At 33.2% G+C, this 20286-nt stretch carries 17 protein-coding genes and 1 pseudogene; 2 read left to right on the top strand and 16 right to left on the bottom strand.

Annotation, left to right across the window (positions count from 1 at the left end; all coding sequences use genetic code 11):
• A pseudogene (locus WBQ70_RS01250) lies at positions 1 to 808 on the top strand (alpha-amylase); the annotation flags it as partial.
• A 245-nt stretch (positions 809 to 1053) separates the two neighbouring features.
• On the opposite strand, the gene trpA reads toward WBQ70_RS01250, so the two are convergent.
• The 12 genes from trpA to WBQ70_RS01310 all read right to left on the bottom strand — a co-directional run bounded on the left by trpA (position 1054) and on the right by WBQ70_RS01310 (position 15858).
• Positions 1054 to 1815: a tryptophan synthase subunit alpha gene (gene trpA, locus WBQ70_RS01255; RefSeq protein ID WP_423909448.1), complete on the bottom strand. Its 762-nt coding sequence runs from the start codon at positions 1813 to 1815 to the stop codon at positions 1054 to 1056.
• Positions 1816 to 1866: 51 nt separating this feature from the next.
• Entirely contained in the window at positions 1867 to 2187 is a 321-nt protein-coding gene (locus WBQ70_RS01260; protein WP_423909451.1) for a gamma-glutamylcyclotransferase family protein, read from the bottom strand.
• Positions 2188 to 2297: 110 nt separating this feature from the next.
• Positions 2298 to 3482 carry a tryptophan synthase subunit beta gene (gene trpB / locus WBQ70_RS01265; RefSeq protein WP_423909454.1) on the bottom strand — a complete coding sequence of 395 codons (1185 nt, stop codon included), beginning with the start codon at positions 3480 to 3482 and terminating at the stop codon, positions 2298 to 2300.
• A 56-nt stretch (positions 3483 to 3538) separates the two neighbouring features.
• A complete protein-coding gene (locus WBQ70_RS01270) occupies positions 3539 to 4249 on the bottom strand; it encodes a phosphoribosylanthranilate isomerase (protein WP_423909457.1) in 711 nt (236 codons plus the stop codon).
• A gap of 82 nt (positions 4250 to 4331) precedes the next feature.
• Positions 4332 to 5111, bottom strand: coding sequence for an indole-3-glycerol phosphate synthase TrpC (trpC, locus tag WBQ70_RS01275; protein WP_423909460.1), 780 nt, complete (start codon positions 5109 to 5111; stop codon positions 4332 to 4334).
• Positions 5112 to 5228: 117 nt separating this feature from the next.
• Entirely contained in the window at positions 5229 to 7112 is a 1884-nt protein-coding gene (locus WBQ70_RS01280; RefSeq protein WP_423909462.1) for a mechanosensitive ion channel domain-containing protein, read from the bottom strand.
• 40 nt (positions 7113 to 7152) lie between these two features.
• Positions 7153 to 8157, bottom strand: coding sequence for an anthranilate phosphoribosyltransferase (gene trpD, locus WBQ70_RS01285; RefSeq protein WP_423909465.1), 1005 nt, complete (start codon positions 8155 to 8157; stop codon positions 7153 to 7155).
• A gap of 77 nt (positions 8158 to 8234) precedes the next feature.
• Positions 8235 to 8801: an anthranilate synthase component II gene (locus WBQ70_RS01290; RefSeq protein ID WP_423909467.1), complete on the bottom strand. Its 567-nt coding sequence runs from the start codon at positions 8799 to 8801 to the stop codon at positions 8235 to 8237.
• 5 nt (positions 8802 to 8806) lie between these two features.
• On the bottom strand, positions 8807 to 9196 hold the full coding sequence (locus WBQ70_RS01295; RefSeq protein ID WP_423909471.1) for a tautomerase family protein: 390 nt from the start codon (positions 9194 to 9196) through the stop codon (positions 8807 to 8809).
• Positions 9197 to 9206: 10 nt separating this feature from the next.
• The gene (locus tag WBQ70_RS01300; protein ID WP_423909474.1) at positions 9207 to 10607 is read right to left on the bottom strand and encodes an anthranilate synthase component I family protein; all 1401 of its coding nucleotides are present in this window, start codon (positions 10605 to 10607) and stop codon (positions 9207 to 9209) included.
• A 257-nt stretch (positions 10608 to 10864) separates the two neighbouring features.
• Entirely contained in the window at positions 10865 to 11431 is a 567-nt protein-coding gene (locus WBQ70_RS01305) for a YceI family protein (protein WP_423909477.1), read from the bottom strand.
• Positions 11432 to 11589: 158 nt separating this feature from the next.
• Positions 11590 to 15858, bottom strand: a complete 4269-nt coding sequence (locus tag WBQ70_RS01310; protein ID WP_423909479.1) for a T9SS type B sorting domain-containing protein — start codon at positions 15856 to 15858, stop codon at positions 11590 to 11592.
• 345 nt (positions 15859 to 16203) lie between these two features.
• Here WBQ70_RS01310 and WBQ70_RS01315 point away from each other — a divergent pair, with 345 nt between their 5' ends.
• Positions 16204 to 17268, top strand: a complete 1065-nt coding sequence (locus tag WBQ70_RS01315; RefSeq protein ID WP_423909482.1) for a hypothetical protein — start codon at positions 16204 to 16206, stop codon at positions 17266 to 17268.
• 207 nt (positions 17269 to 17475) lie between these two features.
• Here the strand turns inward: WBQ70_RS01315 and WBQ70_RS01320 are convergent, their stop codons facing one another.
• From WBQ70_RS01320 to WBQ70_RS01335, 4 genes are all read right to left on the bottom strand, one after another.
• On the bottom strand, positions 17476 to 17724 hold the full coding sequence (locus WBQ70_RS01320; RefSeq protein WP_423909484.1) for a hypothetical protein: 249 nt from the start codon (positions 17722 to 17724) through the stop codon (positions 17476 to 17478).
• A 204-nt stretch (positions 17725 to 17928) separates the two neighbouring features.
• Positions 17929 to 18987, bottom strand: coding sequence for a nucleoid-associated protein (locus tag WBQ70_RS01325; RefSeq protein WP_423909487.1), 1059 nt, complete (start codon positions 18985 to 18987; stop codon positions 17929 to 17931).
• 36 nt (positions 18988 to 19023) lie between these two features.
• Positions 19024 to 19392, bottom strand: a complete 369-nt coding sequence (locus WBQ70_RS01330) for a four helix bundle protein (protein WP_423909490.1) — start codon at positions 19390 to 19392, stop codon at positions 19024 to 19026.
• Positions 19393 to 19493: 101 nt separating this feature from the next.
• A complete protein-coding gene (locus tag WBQ70_RS01335; protein WP_423909493.1) occupies positions 19494 to 20033 on the bottom strand; it encodes an IS1096 element passenger TnpR family protein in 540 nt (179 codons plus the stop codon).
• Positions 20034 to 20286: the final 253 nt, after the last annotated feature.

Below are 20286 nucleotides of genomic sequence, written 5' to 3' on the forward strand. Positions count from 1 at the left end.
CCAATATTATAATTACATAAAGATGGGAAAGATGGATTATTTGTATGACAAAGTAGGTACGTATGATAAACTGAAAGATGTAATTCAAGGGCGTTCCTGGCCAGATGAATTGTCACATATTCAGCAACACTTGGGCGGTATTGAGCATCATATGTTGAAATTCTTGGACAATCATGATGAACAACGTCTAGCAAGTCCTGAGTTTGCTGGTACAGCCGAACGGGGAAAACCTTTGATGGTGGTTTCGGCAACGATTAGTACAGCACCTGTGATGATTTATTTTGGTCAAGAAGTAGGTGAAGCTGCTAATGAAGACGGTGGTTTTGGCACGCGTTCTAGGACATCTATTTTTGATTATGTGGGTGTTCCTGCGCACCAAAGATGGATGAACAATGGCAAGTTTGACGGTGGTCAATTATCTGAAAGTGAAGCTTCGTTACGTGATTTTTACAAGCGATTGTTGAATTTTACCATAGAAAGTTCAGCTTTAATGGGAGAGTTTCAAGAAATTCAATATGCAAATCGCTACCATGTAGAAGGATATGATACGGGAATATACAGTTATGTACGCTGGTCAGAGACTGAAAAACTGATTGTGGTAGCTAATTTTTCATCAGATAATAGCAGTTCATTCGGATTAAGAATACCGAATCTCGTGATCGAAAAATGGGGATTAGTAGATGGATATTATAAATTAGTAGATCAATTGTATAAGAAAACTAAAGTAACACTAACAGTTAGCAATGGTGAAGGAATTGTACCGATGACGATTGCACCTTCGGAATCGTTTATTTTTAGTGTTTTGTAATAGCTACTTTTGAAAATAATAGACCCAATGGAACGAATTTTATATGCTAAATCTTGTTTTTAATTTTATTGTAAAAAAGTAAATTATTGATTTAGTGTATTTATTAATAGTGGTTTATGTATAATTATTACATGAATTAGATTTCATTCTAAACCAAAATACGAAGAGGTAATCTTATAATAATAAAACCGCTAATTCAAAAAAATAATTTCAGAATTAGCGGTTTAGAAGAATTTATAAAAATTTTATCGAATGGCTTTCACGAATTCGGCATTTTTGTTGCTTCCGTTTTCGGTAAGGTGGTTGATGTAGGCACTACCTATAATCGCTCCTTTAGCGTATTTCGTAGCTTGCTTGAAAGTTTCGGCATTGTTGATTCCAAAACCAATGATTTGTGGGTTCTTTAGGTTCATTCCTGCAATACGCTTGAAATAATCTTCTTGTGTGTTTCCAAAACCAGATTGTGATCCTGTTACACTTGCTGAACTTACCATATAGATAAATCCATTAGAAACGCTATCAATAAAACGAATGCGTTCGTCGCTGGTTTGTGGCGTGATTAAGAATACGTTGATTAAACCGTATTTTTCAAAAGTAGCTTGGTATTCGTCAGCATAAACATCAACGGGAAGGTCTGGAATGATAAGTCCATCGATTCCTATTTCAGCACATTTGGCACAAAAAGCTTCTACACCGTATTGCATCATTGGGTTGAAATAACCCATAATAATCAGCGGAATCGAAACAGTTTTACGAATGTCTTTCAATTGATTGAATAAAACTTCGGTTGTCATACCGTTGTGTAAAGCGGTCGTTGAGCTGGCTTGTATAGTTGGTCCATCAGCTAACGGATCGCTAAAAGGCAAACCAATTTCGATTAAATCGACACCATTTTTTTCTAAATCTTCAATGATTTGAACGGTTTCGTTGCCATTAGGGTATCCGGCTGAAAAATAGATGGAAAGTATCTTTTTATCTTCTTGTAATTTTTGATTGATTCTGTTCATTCGTATGTTTTTTATCAGATGCTGTATCTGTACTTTTTTATTTAGGAAAGTTTAGTTCGTCACGATATACGCCCAAGCATTTTCTTTAGACTGTAAGGTCACTTCGATGCGTTTGTAATGCAATCCTTCATAGGTGTCAGCAAGATTAATGTCTTCTTCGGTTATTTCGAACAATATACCACTCACTACGTCTTTTGGGTCTTCAGATTCTTCTAATATGGGATATTTTGCAATACCAAATTCTTCTTCAATCTTGATTTCAGAGATGGTAAATCCTTTAAGTACATCAGGTTCTCCTTTGAGTATACGACCAAAAATGGTTTGCTGAGTATCTATGTCTTTTAGAGTTCCGTATGCGAATAATTTTGCCATTTTTTTAGGTTATGGGTTATTAGTTATAGGTTGTGAGTTAAGGGAGGGGTTAGTTTTTGCTGAGTTTCATCATTTTACTTCTAACACCTAACTTTTGACTCTTAACGTTCCTACAAATTGAAAAAATCAATGTAAGTGCTCAAATCTTTGTCACCACGACCTGATAAACAGATTACGACAACGTCAGTAGGTTTGAATTTTTTCTCATTTAAAACTGCTAAAGCGTGTGAAGATTCAATCGCTGGAATAATCCCTTCGAGTTTACATAATTCTAAACCAGATTTCATAGCATCCTCATCTGTAATCGAATAAAATTCGGCACGACCTGTGGTTGCTAAATGCGCGTGCATAGGACCAACACCAGGGTAATCCAATCCTGCGGATATAGAATAAGGCTCGGTGATTTGACCATCAAGCGTTTGCATCAACAAGGTTTTACAACCATGAATAACGCCCACTTTTCCGAGTTTACTAGTGGCAGCACTGTGACCGCTATTCACTCCTTTTCCAGCGGCTTCGACAGCGATGATTCCCACTTCAGGCTCGTGTAAAAAGTGGTAATAAGTTCCAGCAGCGTTGCTTCCGCCACCAATACAAGCGATTACATAATCAGGATTTTCACGTCCTTCTTTTTCTTTTAACTGCCATTTGATTTCCTCTGAAATAATGCTCTGAAAACGAGTCACCATATCTGGGTAAGGGTGTGGCCCAATAGCAGAACCAATAATATAATGGGTGTCCACAGGATTGTTGATCCAGTCGCGAATGGCTTCATTAGTTGCATCTTTTAACGTACGAGAACCTGATAATGCGGGACGAACGGTTGCTCCAAGCATTTTCATACGGGCAACGTTTGGCGCTTGACGCTCAATGTCGATTTCGCCCATATAAACGATGCATTCTAATCCCATCAAAGCACAAACGGTAGCCGTAGCCACACCGTGTTGTCCTGCTCCAGTTTCAGCAATGATACGTTTTTTACCTAGTTTTTTAGCAACTAAGATTTGGCCAATCGTATTATTAATTTTGTGTGCTCCTGTATGATTCAGGTCTTCCCGCTTTAAATAAATTTTAGTTCCGTATTTTTCAGACAAACGTGTCGCAAAATACAAGGGGCTAGGGCGACCCACGTAATCTTTCAATAATTGGTCAAATTCCTTTTTGAACTCAGGTTGAGCGGTAATAGTTAGGTATTGTAGGCGTAATTCTTCTACATTAGGATACAACATTTCAGGGATGTATGCCCCCCCAAATTCGCCATAATAGCCTTTTTCATCTACGTTATATGATGTCATGTTTTTATTTTTATTTTATTTGTAGGGACAGCTTGCGAGCTGTCCGTACGGCATGATTATTTTTTTATGTTTGAGATGCAATTAATCACGTCTTTACACAATTGTATGTTTTTTAATCCAGGTTCTATTTCTAGTTTGCTATTTAGGTCAATGACATAAATAGGCAAATTTGTCTTTAATATTTCGTTAACAGCATCCATTTCGTCCAGTCCTATTCCACCACTGAGGATGAAGGGTTTAGAGGACGGATAGTCTTTTAGGACTGTCCAGTCAAATGTGGTTCCATTGCCTCCCGGAAGCTTCCCTTTGGTATCAAAAAGAAAATAATCACAAACGGATTCAAAGGGTGCTAAAACATCAAAATTAAAGTCGTCTAAGATAGAAAAAACTTTTATGATTTCAGTCTGTGACTGTGCTGGTTTACTTTTTTTTAACTCGCTTTTAAGTTCTGTGCAATAGGCAACGCTTTCTTTGCCGTGTAATTGAACCGCTTGTAGGTCGTGTTCAAAAACTTTACCAACTATATTAGCAACGGTTTCATTGACAAAAACCCCTGTTTTCTTAATAGATGACGGCAAGGCAGGAATAATCCCCTCAAAATTGCGAGCCGATTTTTCCCAGAAAATAAATCCCATATAATCGGGTAGGAGTGCTCCTAACGCGACGATATTGTCGGGATATTTCATACCACAGATTTTAATCCCCACCCCAGTTTTTCCGCCATGGCGGAAGGGAGGCGTTGTGTTATGTTGGGTTGAATTATTCATTTTTACTTTCTTTATAGTATTACCTAATTTTGCTTTTAAACTTATCCCTTTTCACTAATTACTAGTCACTAAGGACTAAGTGCTAAAGTTGACTAATAAACTCCGTTGCTGCTTTACCGGCATTATCTGTTTTCATGAAGTTCTCTCCAATTAAGAATCCTTTGTAACCGTAAGGTTTTAATTCGTTGATGGCTTCGATAGAAGAGATACCGCTTTCAGAGACTTTTACAAAATCATTTGGTATTTGATCTGCTAGTTGCTTACTGAAATCAAGGCTTACTTCGAATGTTTTTAGGTTTCTGTTATTTACACCAATCATGTTTAAGGTTGGCATAATCGATTTTTCTAATTCTTCTTGGTTGTGAACTTCTAATAGAACTTCGAGTCCTAAACCTTGAGCAAACTCCGAAAGTGATTTGATTTCGTCACGAGTCAAAACGGCTGCGATAAGCAAAATTAAATCGGCTCCATAGGCTTTTGCTTCTAGGATTTGGTATTCGTCAACAATGAATTCTTTGCGTAACAATGGAATTTGCACACTGGCTCTAGCCAATAATAAATCGTCTAATGAACCACCAAAGTATTTGCCATCTGTCAAAACGGAGATGCCACAAGCACCTGCATCTTCATATCCTTTAACTACTTCTTCAACAGTAAAACCATGATTGATCACTGATTTTGAAGGTGAACGGCGTTTGTGTTCTGCAATAATTCCAGAAGTACTGTTTTTTAAATTAGTACTTAAGGAAATGGTGTTCTTTTCAAAAAATACCGAAGCTTCTAATTGTGAAACGGGTATGATAGATTTTTTAAGAACGACTTCTCGTTTTTTGTCAACTATGATTTTGTCTAAAATGTTCATTTTTAATTTTTTGTTTCAGGTTTCAAGTTCCTATTTTGAAACTTTAACTTTTTATTATTCTATATTGTCTTTGATGTCTTTTATTAATTTTTTCCCTAAATCTTTTTTGGTTTCTATTTATTCCTTGTTAGTATTTACACTAAAACTAGGTGTTTTGTAGTCTTTGGGTAAATAGTTCTCAGGAATAGTAGTTCTATTTCCGTCTCTTGCTGCTCGGTAGTGAGGAGAAAGGATTTCAATCCCCATTTCATTACAGCAATCTTGTATGTTTTGATGTAAATCTGAATAAATTACGGCTTGTTTATTAGCATCTTTTGTATGTGCATTAATTTGGTAGGACACATAAAAGTCTTCTAAACTCGTTTGTAAAACGAAAGGACTTGGTTCTTTTAATAATAAATTAGTTCTGTCAGCAGCGTTTAATAAGGCCTGATGAATGGTTTTCCAAGGAACATCATATCCAATAGTTACAGTGGTGTATATAATCAAACCTTGGGCTAATGTTTCACTGGTATAATTCGTAGTATGACTATTCATAACGGTTGAGTTAGGAATGGAAATAATTTCGTTTTTGATGGTTTTAATTCGGGTAACCAAAAGTGATTTTTCGATTACATTTCCAGTTACATCACCAATTTTTACTCGATCACCAATTTTGAATAATCGCATATATGTCAATACAATACCGGCAATTACATTTGATAAAGAACCCGAAGAACCAAATGTAAGTAAAAAACCAAGAAAAACAGAAACCCCTTGAAAGATAGGAGAATCACTTCCAGGTAAATACGGAAAAATCAACACAAACATAAATGCATATAAAGCGATTCTTATGATTTGGTAGGTTGGATTTGCCCATTCAGGATAGAAACCATTTAATTGTAAATTTCCTTTTGCTATTTCATTTTTTAAAAAATGTATCCCTTTTAGAACATAATGAAATACAAAAAAGATTACTATAATGGTAACTAAATTAGGTAAGTAATTCCAAATGCTTAATGCAATATTTTTCAAAGGATTTAATACATAACCAAAAAGCGTGCTTGCAAAATTTTTAGTCCAAGGGAAAATACCAAACAATATGGGTAAAGTCACATAAATCAGCACGAGATTAACAATCCACTTCAATAATTTGTTAAATAATAAAATAACCGAAACCTGTCTGTCTACATCAAATAAGGTATAATTTTTTACTGTAAACCCTTTTAAACGTTTTCCTCTTTGTTCTTCAATTTTTATGGGCGTCCAATTAAAAAAGCGATTGACATAATTCAATGCAATAATCAAAATAATCAAAATCAATAGGGCAGTACCAATTTCTTTTATTAATGTCGAAGTACTTGTTTCATTTTTATAATGAATTATGGCATTTGCAATTATAGCTTGGTAATTTTTAGCTAGTGATTCCTTGGTTTGATCATTCCAAATAGCATCATTTTCAGAAATACTCGTGATTATTTTTTCACCATAAATGATGTCTACGGTCGTTTCTGATGGAATAATTTTTAGTGAATCCTTAGAAAAAGTAAAATGTCCCCCTAGCTGTTTTATCCTTGTGCTAACTGTCGTAGCTCTATCATTAGAGGAAAAGCTGCCAAGTTTACTGTATATTACAAATAACGTATCGTTAAAAAAACCAATCACAGGATCTCCTTTTGCAGTAGAACGTAACGAATTTATTTGCGTTTTTTTCTTTTCAATGCGATCCTTTTCTTGATTACTAAGCTCTTCTAACTGTTTTTGTAGCTGTTCTTTCTTTAAATTATCGGTTGTTTTAAGCGCTCTCAATTGCACTTCCAAGGCTACTTTCTTAATGGAGTCTTGAATGCGCTGTTCTTCAATTTTAGCAATTTTATTGTTATATTGCTTAAGAAGAACCGTATTTAAAGAATCTTTGGACTTTAAAGAATCCTTCTTGATAACTGTATTAGTTTGACTATGAGAAGCTACAGTAAAAAGTAAAATGAAAAGAAATGCAATTGTAGTAATGGATTTTTTCATATTATTTGAATTTAAAAAGAATGGATTCTAACAGCTTTTATTATAAATTAATTTGACTACTCAAAATCTTTAACGTGTTGAGTGCTTCAAGCCCTTTTCCTGAAAACAAACTTTCTTTGGCTTGTTCAAAACCTTCAAGAGGCGTACAACCTCTAACGGTTGCAATAGCCATAGCCGCATTGGCACAAACTACATGGGATTGCGCTTCATTTCCTTTTCCAGAAATAATAGTTGTAAATAGTTTTGCTGATTCTTCAATAGATTTTCCTCCAGCAATTTCTGATTCTAATAAGGGGCTCACTCCAAAATCCGATGGATTCAAAACTCCTTCTTTGGTATTCGAAATGAACTTGGTAGGACAAGTCAAGGAAACTTCATCATAACCGTCTAAAGAATGTAAAATGGTGAAATTTCTATCGGTATTTTGATATAAATAACCGTACATTCGAGCTAATTCTAAATTAAAAACACCTACCAATTGGTTTTGTGGAAAGGCTGGGTTCACCATTGGGCCTAACATATTGAAAAAAGTTTTTACACCTAATTCTTTACGAATAGGACCTACGTTTTTCATAGCTGGGTGAAATAGTGGAGCATGCAAAATACATATTCCTGCTTTATCCATACATTTTTTTAGAAAATCAGTATCATTACTAAATTTGATTCCCATTTGTTCCATTACATTACTCGAACCAGAAATTGAAGAAACACCATAATTTCCGTGTTTAGCTACTTTGATCCCTGCACCAGCAGCGACAAAGGAAGCCAAAGTCGAAATATTAAATGTGTCTTTGCCATCACCACCAGTTCCACATAAATCAATGGTATTGTAGTCTGATAAATCTACTCGAATACACAATTCAAGTAATGCTTCTCTAAAACCAGCTAACTCATCAATACTAATGCTACGCATCATATAGACCGTAAGGAAAGCGGCTATTTGACTGGGATTGTAATTGCCGCTAGAGATGTTTACCAATACATTTTTGGCTTCTTCTTTAGTGAGTATTTCGTGATTGATTAATCGATTTAATGTGTTTTTCATTTTTTATACGGCTAGGGTGCTGGAGAACAAATTCTATGGTAATCTTTTTTCTGTTTGAAATAATGTTTGGTTTAGTATTAACTTTTTACCCAGTTTTCAAGCATTTTTTTTCCATCAGGAGTCAGTACGCTCTCCGGATGAAACTGTACTCCTCTTACATCAAATTTCTTGTGACGCAGTGACATTACTTGACCATTTTCATCAAATGATGTAGCTTCTAATACTTCTGGTAAAGTAGGATCTACTACCCATGAGTGGTAACGACCTACTTCAAATTCTTTATCTAAACCTTGAAACAAGATTTCATCATCCACAACTGTTTTGATATTCATGGCAACTCCGTGGTACACTTTATCAAGATTGGATAAGGTTCCACCATAGACTTCGCCAATCGCTTGTTGCCCTAGGCATACGCCAAAAATACTTTTAGTTGGCCCATATTTTTCGATTACTTGTTTTAGTAAACCTGCTTCATCAGGAATTCCAGGGCCAGGTGAAAGTACTATTTTATCGAAATGGGCAATTTCATCAATATCAAACTCATCGTTTCTATAAACGGTAACCTCACAATTTAAATCCTCTAGATAATGCACTAAATTGTAAGTGAAACTATCGTAATTGTCTATGACTAGTATTTTTTTCATTTTGTCTAAATATTAACTTTGTAATTTAATGCTAATTCATCTCCGCTTTTACCTCGTATTCCCCAATTATGCATTGGAGTTTCAAATATGGTAATTTCAACATCCATTGCTGCAATTTGCAATTGTTTTTGAAATTTTTCAAAAATAAGTTGATATAGCTTTTTTTTAGCTTCAATACTTCTTCCTTCAAAAGAACTTATTTCTATTAGGGTATGTTTTTTCGTTCTTCCTTCAAAATAAAAGAAGCTATCTTCATCAATATAAATAAAACGATGCGCTCTTTTTTCTTTAGGATATTGAAAAGCTTCAAACATACATTCTTGAAGAATTAATGATAATTGTTCTCGTATAGGATGTAATTCTTGCTTAATTCCAAATATTTTGATTTGTCCCATTTTAAAAAAATTATATCGTTTCTGCCAAATCCAAAGCTGTATTCAAAGCTCTTAGTTTATTATAAACCTCTTCCATTTCACTTTCTTCGTCAGAACTAGCTACTATTCCAGCTCCTGCCTGAGAGTGCAATTGGTGGTTTTTACTTAAGAATGTACGAATCATAATTGCATGGTTAAAGTTGCCTTCAAAATCCATAAAACCAATAGCGCCACCATAAAAATTACGATTGGTTTTTTCGTATTCTTCGATTAATTGCATTGCTCTGTGTTTTGGGGCACCGCTCAAAGTTCCCGCAGGAAAAGTATCAGCTACTACTTGCAAAGCGGTAGCATTTTCATGTAAATGACCAGTCACTTTTGAAACCAAATGAATGACATGTGAAAAGAACTGTACTTCTCTGTATTTTTCAACGTGTACATTGTGTCCGTGTCTGCTAAGGTCATTACGAGCTAAGTCAACTAGCATTACGTGTTCGCTATTTTCTTTTTTATCTTCAGATAATTGTTTAGCAAGAACTGCATCTTTTTCATCATCACCAGTACGTTTGAAAGTACCTGCAATTGGATGTATTTCAGCTTTGCGATCTTTTACAATAATTTGGGCTTCTGGTGAAGAACCAAATATTTTAAAATCACCATAATCAAAAAAGAATAAATATGGGGAAGGGTTAATGCTTCGCAGCGCTCTATAGACATTAAATTCATCTCCTTTGAATCCTTGTGTAAAACGTCTAGACAACACTAATTGGAATACATCACCACGGAAGCAATGTTTTTTAGCCAAAGCCACATTTTGTTTGAATTCTTGGTCAGTTAGATTGGAGAATCCTTCTCCATCTTTAATGAATTTATAAGTCGCTAAATTTCTAGATTGTAGCAACTGCTCTAATTCAGATATGTTGTTTCTACCATCTAAACTATGACTGAAAATATACGCTTGGTTTTTGAAATGATTGATGGCAATGATGTTTTGGTACACCGCATAATAGATATCAGGAATTGTATTACTGTTTTCTTTTTTTGCAATGGTTACTTTTTCAAAATAACGAACAGCATCATAAGAGATATATCCAAACAATCCATTGTTGATGAATTTAAAATCATTTTTTTCTGATTTAAATTGACCTGAAAATTCTTGAATAATATCAGGAATATTCGTTTTAGAATCGATGGCAATGCTTTCAGTAGTTCCGTCAGGGTATGATTTATAGATCGTTTCATTTTCGATTTTTATTGAAGCGATAGGATTGCAACATATGTAGGAGAAACTATTATCACTTCCGTGATAGTCACTACTTTCCAGTAATAAACTATTAGGGAACTTATCTCTAATTTTTAGATAAACACTCACAGGAGTAATGGTGTCTGCTAGAATTTGCTTGTAGTGTGTTTTTAGTATAAAAGGTTTCAATAGAAATAATTTTTAAGGATTAATTAGCACTGAATCGTATTTGAATTAACGTAAAAAAGGCTTGTCGTGATGACAAGCCTTTATCTATTTATAGTTTACAATACTATAGGAGCTTTGTTCACGACGTTTGACGTAAATTGTTCAACCACCAAGTATTGTTTGTAATTGTTATCATAATTCTTTTTGTTGCTACAAATATAGAAATGAATTTTGATTTTTCAAATTTTAAATACTAAAAATATGTATTATAATTAAATTTAAAAGACTAAATCTACTTTTAAATCAAATATATCATATATTGTCTTGTCACCTAAGTCATCAAAAAAGCTTCCTGATCCATATCTAATGTTATATTTTGTTCGATCTACAGATACATTGGCTGTTGCAGTATTTCCTTTTACAACTAAGTCAAAAATGACTGGATGTGTATCTCCCTTGATTGTCAAATTTGCAGTAATAGTATAAGTATTTTTGCCTTTACCTGTACTACTTTTGAAATCTAATAAAGCAGTATTGAAGTTATCAGTACCAAAAAAATCATCAGATTTTAAATGACCTTCGAGTTTTGCTTTTGAGCTCCCAGTTTGATCAGTATTCGTTAATGTATTCATATCGGCAACAAAATTTCCATCAATTATTTTGTTATTTTTGAAAACAAGGACACCTTCTTTGAATTTAATGGTTCCTTGATGTTCTCCTGTTATTTTTTTTCCTGTCCAAGTGATGAGACTTTTAGAAATGTCAATTTTTTTATTTTGAGCTTTAGTTATTGAAAAAGAAAATAGGACAATCAGGGCGAGAAAGAGTAATTTTAAATTTTTCATTTTTACAGCGATTTAGGTTAGTAATAGTTTTTTATGATTGTAATGTATCATTTTTAGTGCCTTTTCTCAAAGTTACAATAAAATCATAATATTCTTCTCAAAACCAGCAATGAATTCGATCTTTAGAATTCAGTATCAATGTTTTATTTAAAATGCTATTATCTTTTTAAACTAAAATGTCCTTTAGCTTCTCGTCCATCTTCTAATTTAAGCGTATACCAATAATCATCAGCAGGGAGAAGATATCCGTTATAGATTCCATTCCATCCTTGATCTAATGGGGTTAATGTTTTTAAATGTTTTCCATAGCGATCGAATATCTCAATTTGAGATTTGAGGTTTGTATTTGTTATTCCTTGTATGTTCCAATAATCGTTGAAGCCATCATTATTTGGTGTAAAAAATTTAGGGGCACCAACAACTGTAACAGTTTTACTTACAGATCCACATCCATTTAAATCTTTTACGTACACTGCATGTACTCCTAAGGATACATTCTCGAAAACATTTGACTCTTGGTAAAAACTATCTTGCCCATCTATACCGTAAACATATTTTCCAGGACCTGTAGCGTTAATAGTTATTGAATTGTTTTCAGTTAAATCACTCACATCTATTGTAGTTATGGTTGCAATATTCGATGGAGTTGCTTTAATATTTCTTATTCGACTACATCCTGACGCTATTGATGTTACTTCAACACTATAATTTCCGGTTTCGTTTATATCGAGTGTAGAATTTGTTGCTCCTAGTATAATTGCTCCTTCTTTTGACCATACATAAGTGTAATTAGTAGTAGGACTTCCATCTTGTATTCCTGCATCTAAAGTCACTATATAAGTTGGAAGATTAGAACATACCAGCACATCCTCTAATCCATTTTCATTCAGATTAATAGCTGGTTTTGGATTAACTTGAAGCTTAATATAAGGGCCTATTCCAAAACAAGCATTTTCTAAGTCACTATCCACTCTAACCCATATCAGTTGTTGGTGTGGAGAAAGTAGGTTTCTATAGTTTGTTGTATTGGAAATTTCGTTTGTTTCAGTTAAAGCATCTGTTTGATTTGCATAATATTTGATACTATAAGTGGAAGCTGAAGGAGGGAGTTGTGCCATTAGGTCGCCTGTACTACTGCTAAAATCAAAAGAGGCTATTCCATCTTTATCATTATTTACATGATCAATATAATCATCACACACTTCAAAAGTTTTATTGAAGGTAGTTGGGATATTTGTGGTACTTACTTTTAATGTGATTTTTGAAACTTTAAAGCAGCCATTAGAATTAATAACTCTAGTCCATACATCCATAGTAGGACTTGTATTTGTAAATGCTATTGGGTTAGGAATCAATTCGGATACATTAGCTGTTGTTGCTCCTGATTGTGAAGTATAAAAACTAATTGTTTCATTAGCTGCATCACTGCTTATTTCGTTGTTTTTAACTGTTAAATTGAATGCTGTATAACCATCTGTATCATCATCGCATTGTACTATTGTGATGTCGTTAACTACTGGTAAGCTATATAGTTTTAGTGTTGTTTCTGCTGATAATAGTCCGCAAGAATTTCTATTTCTATTAAGGAATACTCTATATTTATATCCATCCATGCTAATTGCAGCAGTGGTTATAGCTAAAGTATTCGTTGTAGCACCTGAATAGGTTGTGTTATTTGCTATTGGGTTCCAAGTTGTACCATCGGTTGATAATTGCCATTGGAAGCTATCTCCATTGGATGCAATAGTAATGGTGCTGTTTTGTAATTCGCAAAAAGGAGTTGCAGTTGGTTGTGTTGTAATTAGTATTGGTGTTGGGATAATGTAGTTGTTGTTTGGTGTTGTATATCCGTCAAAAGCACTGATGACTTTTCCTTTTGCATCTACGGTAACAGGACTGTTACCTAATATCCCGTCATTATTTAAATCTGAAAAACCTGCTTCAATAACGTCTAAACATAAGTCATTGTCACTGTCTAATTCTCTATAGTTTTTAATAGTGTCATTATCTATGTCAGGATTTGTGGCATTTGTTCCTGATTCGTCAATGTCGAGAATTCCATCATTGTCACTGTCCCAATCAATATAGTCAGGAATTCCGTCGTTGTCTGTATCAATTGGTGTTAAACCATTTGCGAAAGCATCATCAATACCATCTTTATTAGCATCGCTCCCTGTTAAAGCTAATGCATTGTTTTGTTGTACTTCAATAATATCTAAAATACCATCGTTATCACTGTCAGTGTCTAATTGATCTGGTGTACCGTCTCCATCAGTATCTTTAGGTACACAAATAGCATAAAGTGTAAAGGTAGCTTTGTTTGCGTCATTCTCAGATAAGTTATTGTGAGTGATGCTAAACGTATTGGTTAATGAAGTAAGGAATTTAAAATCTCCTGTTCCAGCAGTCAAAGGAATCACATTGTTTAATCTAAACCGAATTTCAAAAGAGGAATATTGAGTTACGCCACTTTCATAAATGCCATCATAATTAGTGTCAATCAATAATTGGTTGGATGGATTTAATATTGTAATTGTTTTATTTATATCAGAATTCACAATAAATTCCCCATTCGAATTTAATAAGTCGGTAGCGTTAGCATTAGTAACATATTCCATTCCAATCGAAATAGGTTGATTAAAAGTCATTTTGTATTTAACGGAACTATCTAGACCTGCTGGAATTTCTGTAACAAAAGAACCATTTATATTGCCTATAAAAGGAGTTGTACTAGCATTAGTTGAAGTTGAAGTAGTACCTGAAAATGTATTTGAATAGGTATCTACAGCAACGGTTCCAGTAGTACTATTTGACATATTTATATTTTGATTTCCATAAGATTCTATACAATTTATAATGCCATCATTATCGTTATCTAGATCGATATTGTCATTAACAATATCATTATCAATATCTGATGGACATTCGCTGACAGGAATTTTATCTGAGAATAAAGGAATAGTACTTGGACAACCAGTGATACTTCCTCGTACAGCATAATAGCCTGGAGCCGTTGGAGTGTATTGATTTGTAATAGCTCCTGTAATTTCAGCATCATTAAAAAACCATTGAAAGGCATCATAGGAGGATATGGTACTTGTTTTTAAGACAATATTAGGTATGCAAGCTGAAAGATTAAGGTCCGTTTTGCTAAAAGTTACTTCTGGTTTGGTATCAAATCCTGAATAATAACCACCATAAGTAGCCGCTAAGTTGGTGCCAAAATAAGATACATAAACTTGCTTGGTAGATTTTACAGATATATTACCAGTAAGACCATCGATTGTATAGCGTTCTAATCCTGGATTTCCTGTAATAGGGACAGGGGTAGTTGTGATAGGTGTATTGTTTATGGTTACTGTTGCACCAGTTTCTGTAACAATATTTAAACCACCTGTATAAGTTGCAGTTCCAATAAATTGAATCATCGGAATGTTGTCAACAATTCTAGGGGTCGTACAGCTTATGGGAGGAACAAAAAATAGATTTTGGTTTGCAGAATTTGCCCCTTTTCCTCCAATACTTTGATAAGTGAAAATATTTTCACTACTAGTAACGTATAAATTTCCATTTATAAAATTACTGCCATCTAAATCTGCATATTCTCCTTTACTAAGTGTAATATAAGGAGTAGTTGTATTTCCATTTATATAAATCTTCGTTTGATCTATTTGAGCGATTAGCAAAACGCGCTCTAGATCGTCTGAACCTAACCCTTTTACAAATACGTATTCATGACCTGTTTTTTCGAAAGAAACAATTTGGTCAAAACCTACATCTCTTGAAGTTGTTGATGTACCGTTACTTCCTCCAAACGAACCAGAATTAACCGCCACAGGTTTGTCTGTTTCAACTAAAGCTCCTATCATTTTGGAACTATTGGAAATAATATTACTATAGTTTTCTAAAGCCAATACATAGCTTTCATTTTTATTCAAATTGATGGTGATGGGGCCATTTATAATTGTACCATCCGTAAGAACAGCACCGTTAGGAATATTTGAAATGGTTAGTTTAGTATTGTTTTCTGTAGCTAGTACCGAAGCAAAATTCAATAAGGAACCATCAGGTGCAGGATTAAACATCGCACCTAATCTAAAAATAGTTCCTAACGCACTATTTCCTTTTGAAACTAATCCACCAGCATGACTATTGGAGTTATTTTGATTATTATGTGAAGCATTAACCCTCATACTTACATAAATCATATCGTCAGCTTCAACAATATAACCTTTGTTTTTAATTATTTTTCCTGCCTCCGTTTTTGGAAGCATTAATTGAGTGTTTGTGCCTATTCCTATAGTATAGACATAAGGAGTAGTATTATTTACAACTCCATTAATGACAGTACCACCAATTGCAATTATTTTAAAATTCACATTGGTAGTACTCGGAGTAGAGATATAAAAATAATGATCATAAGCCATATTGGTATTACATGTAACAGGGGGGATATAATGTGTTTTGCTAAATTGAGCGAAACAACTGTATGATAGTAATATCAATATAACGAGTAGGCTTTTTTTCATAGTGATAAAAATAGCAATAATTTATTTCACATTAGACTTCAAGAAATAGATATTGTTAATTTATTGAATGTTAAATAAAACTTAAAAAAAATTTGTTGGCTCTTAATTAAGTTTTAGTAAGAATTTTAACCTTGTAACCAAAATTATTCTTTATCTTAAGTAGAATGATTAATCCTAAATTCTGTTTGAATTTCAATAAATAAAGGATTTAATTAATGTAAATTTGCAATAAAGCCTATAGCCATGAGTGATTCTTCTGTTTTGTTTAAAAAACCATCTTATCCAATTAATAACACTTTACACGATTATTTAGAAAAATACGACCGTGTTTCTGATGTTTCGGTATGTTATGATGATTTGTTGCGTTTTTCAGGCTCTATCACTGTTTATGATAAGCATGATAAGGATACGTTATGGGTACGTGTATATTATAATGAATTTGAAAGAAATGAGATCGATTTGATTTTAAAGAAGATTTATTCCTTACTTCATTCTGATGGAAATTCAGATATTATCAAATTTTTGAATATAGATGCGATCGATTATTGCACCTTTGGAAACTCAAAACCTTTTAGAATTAAAGTCCGAAATATTCTGAATGATAATTATGTCCATTTTTATATCAAAAAAGCAGATGCTTCAAGGATATATGGACTAGAATTAGAACATATATTGTCACCTGATAAAATCAACTTTTTAGTTCATGGGGATACTTTGATCGAAGAACATATTATAGGTATTCCAGGAGATGTGTTTATGGAAACCTTATTAAATAATTGTAATGAAACAGAAAAATCTCAAATAGCTAAAGAGTTTGTAAAGTTCAATGAACGTTGTATGATTCGGCTTCTTGGTGACATGCGTGCTTACAATTATGTGATTCTGCCTATTCATGACTTTGATCAAGTTGTGTATCGAATTCGTCCTATCGATTTTGATCAACAATGTTATGAAGGTAATTTCAAAATTTACCGTCCTCAATTTTTTAAGGAAAATTACCCGATGATTCAGTTAATTAAAAATAAACTAGAAGCAACTTCAATCGAACAATATAAGAACGAAGAACGAGCAGCATTAGCAAAGAGAGTATCCTCAGCAGGAACTCGAATTATGAAATTATTAAAAATAATGAGTAACGATGCTATTGCACCACAAGAGCATATTGATCGATTGAAAATGGAGTTGTATCGTTATACTAATGATATGAGTTTTAAAAATGCCAGTTCGATGGGATTTATTTTAGAAGCTGCTTTTGAGTTTGTATGTAGAAATTATAAAAATGCCAATGTTTTTAAAACTGGGTTCTAATTTTTTAAAATAAAAAATCACTCATCATTTTAATCTCATTACAAAAACATCCCAAATTTATATTCACCGTTATGAATAGAAATTTGGGATGTTTTTGTATAACCATCATCATATCATAGCGGTTATTTTGTTACTTTTAGATTGAGTATTTTTTTTTCAATAATTTGATTTAATAATAAATTAGTATTTTTTTTGCGAAAATAAATGTTACACATTTTCAAGTCTTAATATTCGCTTTTTATTGAATTGAAAAAGAGTTTCGTTTATATCTCTTAATTCAGGTGTTAAGTGAGTTGTATGTCCATTTTCTATATTGGTTAACTCAAGTTGGCATGTTTTGCACTTATATTCTTTAACGTGCTTGGTGATATTTTTACTTGTTATCATTTTATGCCCAAATAAATTACAAATAATTTTCTTGCCAAATAATGACATAAGAGTTTGTACTGTGCTCATAATTAGGATATTTTTTATTGTTTTTGGTTTCTTTAAAGTTATATTAATTATAAGCTAGATAACTACTTTAATCGATAAAAAACATGAATTTTGATGAAAACAAAGTAAAAACCCACAATGTAAGTTAAGTTAACGTTAATAAATTATAAAAAATCCTCAATTGTAGTTAACAATTGAGGATTATAATTATGGATATAAAAAGATTTAGCTTTTTTGTTCTTTATTGAAATACACTAAGTAATAATACATTTGTTTTTCTTCATCCCATCCTTTTTCTACAAATTTCTCTGCACTTTCAGGATTGATAAAATCCATTTTGATTTGGATATTAGTATCAAGGTTGATCACATTTTTAATTGATTTACGAGCATCACTAACTGCTGCATTTGCAATTGGGAATGAAGTTACATCCTCAATACTGTATTTCTCTCCTTTGTCCACTTTGTAGTTTTTGAACTCCGGAATCAAATCAGGATTGTCTAAGACTTCATTCAAGAAATTGGTTTCTTCAAATTGATCGTTTTTAGCAAAATAATTCACAGAACGGTTCATGAACATCACTTCTTCTTTTTTATCCTCAGCAGGAAAAACCACGTCTTTGGCAAAACCTTGACAAAATTTCAAATACTTTTTAGTAATAAAATTTTCATCCTCAAAAGCATCAACTGATAAGAAATGCTCTAACCAGTAACGCGCATCATAACGGTTACTGTCTACAGTAAGGATTTTGAACCCTTCTTCTTTTTTGTGGTTAAAAATAATACAACCTTTGTCTAATTTATTCAAGTTGATTCCTTGTTGCAAAATCATATCAAGGTGTGTTTCCTTTTCTTCAAATTGTAAAAAATCAGCTTGCAACTCACTTTTAAAAATTCCAATGGCATCAACAGGAGTATTATCAATAGAAAGATTAGTCAAATAGGTTACATATACTTCTCCGTTTTTGATGTGCGGGTGATTGGATTGCTCAAACAAATGTTTGGTGATTTTTTTAGAACCTTCGTGTAAAGTAGTTGGATTGTCAAAAATTTCGCAAGCAAATTTATACATATCGTTGTAATCCAAATCTACTTCATGAGCAAATTGATAATAATTCTCCTCTTTTTCTCTAAAAGGTTTTAAGAAAAACTCTTTGATAAGAGGCACCACTTCATCCGAAAGGTTAAAGGGTTGCTCTGATAAAAAAATAGCTTCATTACGACTTTTATTCCCTACACGGTGTATAGAAAGTGTGTCAATGTGCGTGTTAAATAAGTTGATCATTGGTATAAGGTGCTGAGTTTTTAAGTAGTTAAGATACTAAGAGGGTGAATTGCGTTCTTTTATTTTTTTGATAAAAGAAACAATCATCCGCTCTACTTCACGACTATTCTCATATAAGTTATTAAATAGGTCTTCGTTTATATATGCAATATTTTTTGCAATTTCAAGTTGTGTTTGCATTTCAAATAGTGAACCAATTGAAATGTTTAAAAAGCGTAAAAATTCTTTATCGCTTTCTCTTCCATATCCTTCGGCAATATTACTAGGAATTGAAATGGAACACCTTCTTATTTGCGAAGTCAATCCGTAGATTTCTTCTTTAGGAAAAGTGCTTGTTAGTTGGTAAATTTGTGTGGTTAAGGTCATTGACTTTTGCCAAATCAAAAGGTTTCTAAAGGTGCTCATTTTTCTTAAATTCAAGTTTTCTTAAAAGTAAGAAATTCGCACGAATAAAATCAAAAAAAACTCAAAATCTAAGCCCCTCAGAACCTTAGCCTCTCAAAATATTAATTCCAATTCTCCTCAAATCCGTAGTCTTCAAAACTACTATCGCCCTCAAACATATCTAGATCATCTTCGTCTAGACCGTCTTCAAAATCATCGTAAAAATCATCGGCATTATCTGCTTCAAAATTCTTTTCGATTGCTTCTTCAGGGATTTCGCCATGAGCAAATAAAGTTTCTGGGTATATTGCACCAGCGGTAGTTTCTTCAATAGCGGCAAGCTCCACTAGGAACGTCCACATATTGATGAAATCATAAACATAAATGATTTTGGTATTCTCTTCATCCATGATATCTGACAGTTGGTAGTCACTCATGATTTTTTGTTCACCAGGAACATCTCCTGTGTCAAAAAGCGGAATTTCTTCTTCCTGATTCCAAGTTTCATCACAAGTATAAAAGGAAGCTACCTCCATACCATCAAATCCAAAGGCATTAAAAATAGCATTGTGTAAATCCTCTAAAGTGTCGTCTTCCAATATCGCAATATCCCTAAAGATATCTTCTTCTGCATCTAGAATAGCTCTGAATTTGTAAACCATAATCGTTGTTTTTAATGAAAGGTCAAAGGTAAAATTTAATTTTTGATTTTAGATTCCCTGAGTCGAATTGTTGATAAGATTTTAAACCACTGATACTCTACCAATACCACTTTTTTATTTTTTGGAGCTGAGCGTATGGTATTTTTTAGTAAAGTTGGGTTCCTGCTCTCCGCTATATCTTTTTTATTTTACCCTGACAGGGTTTTGAACCCTGTCAGGGTAAAATAAAAAAGGATGCCGCTTCGATCAGGGC

It is taken from the genome of Flavobacterium sp. (assembly GCF_049590715.1).
Lineage (GTDB): Bacteria > Bacteroidota > Bacteroidia > Flavobacteriales > Flavobacteriaceae > Flavobacterium.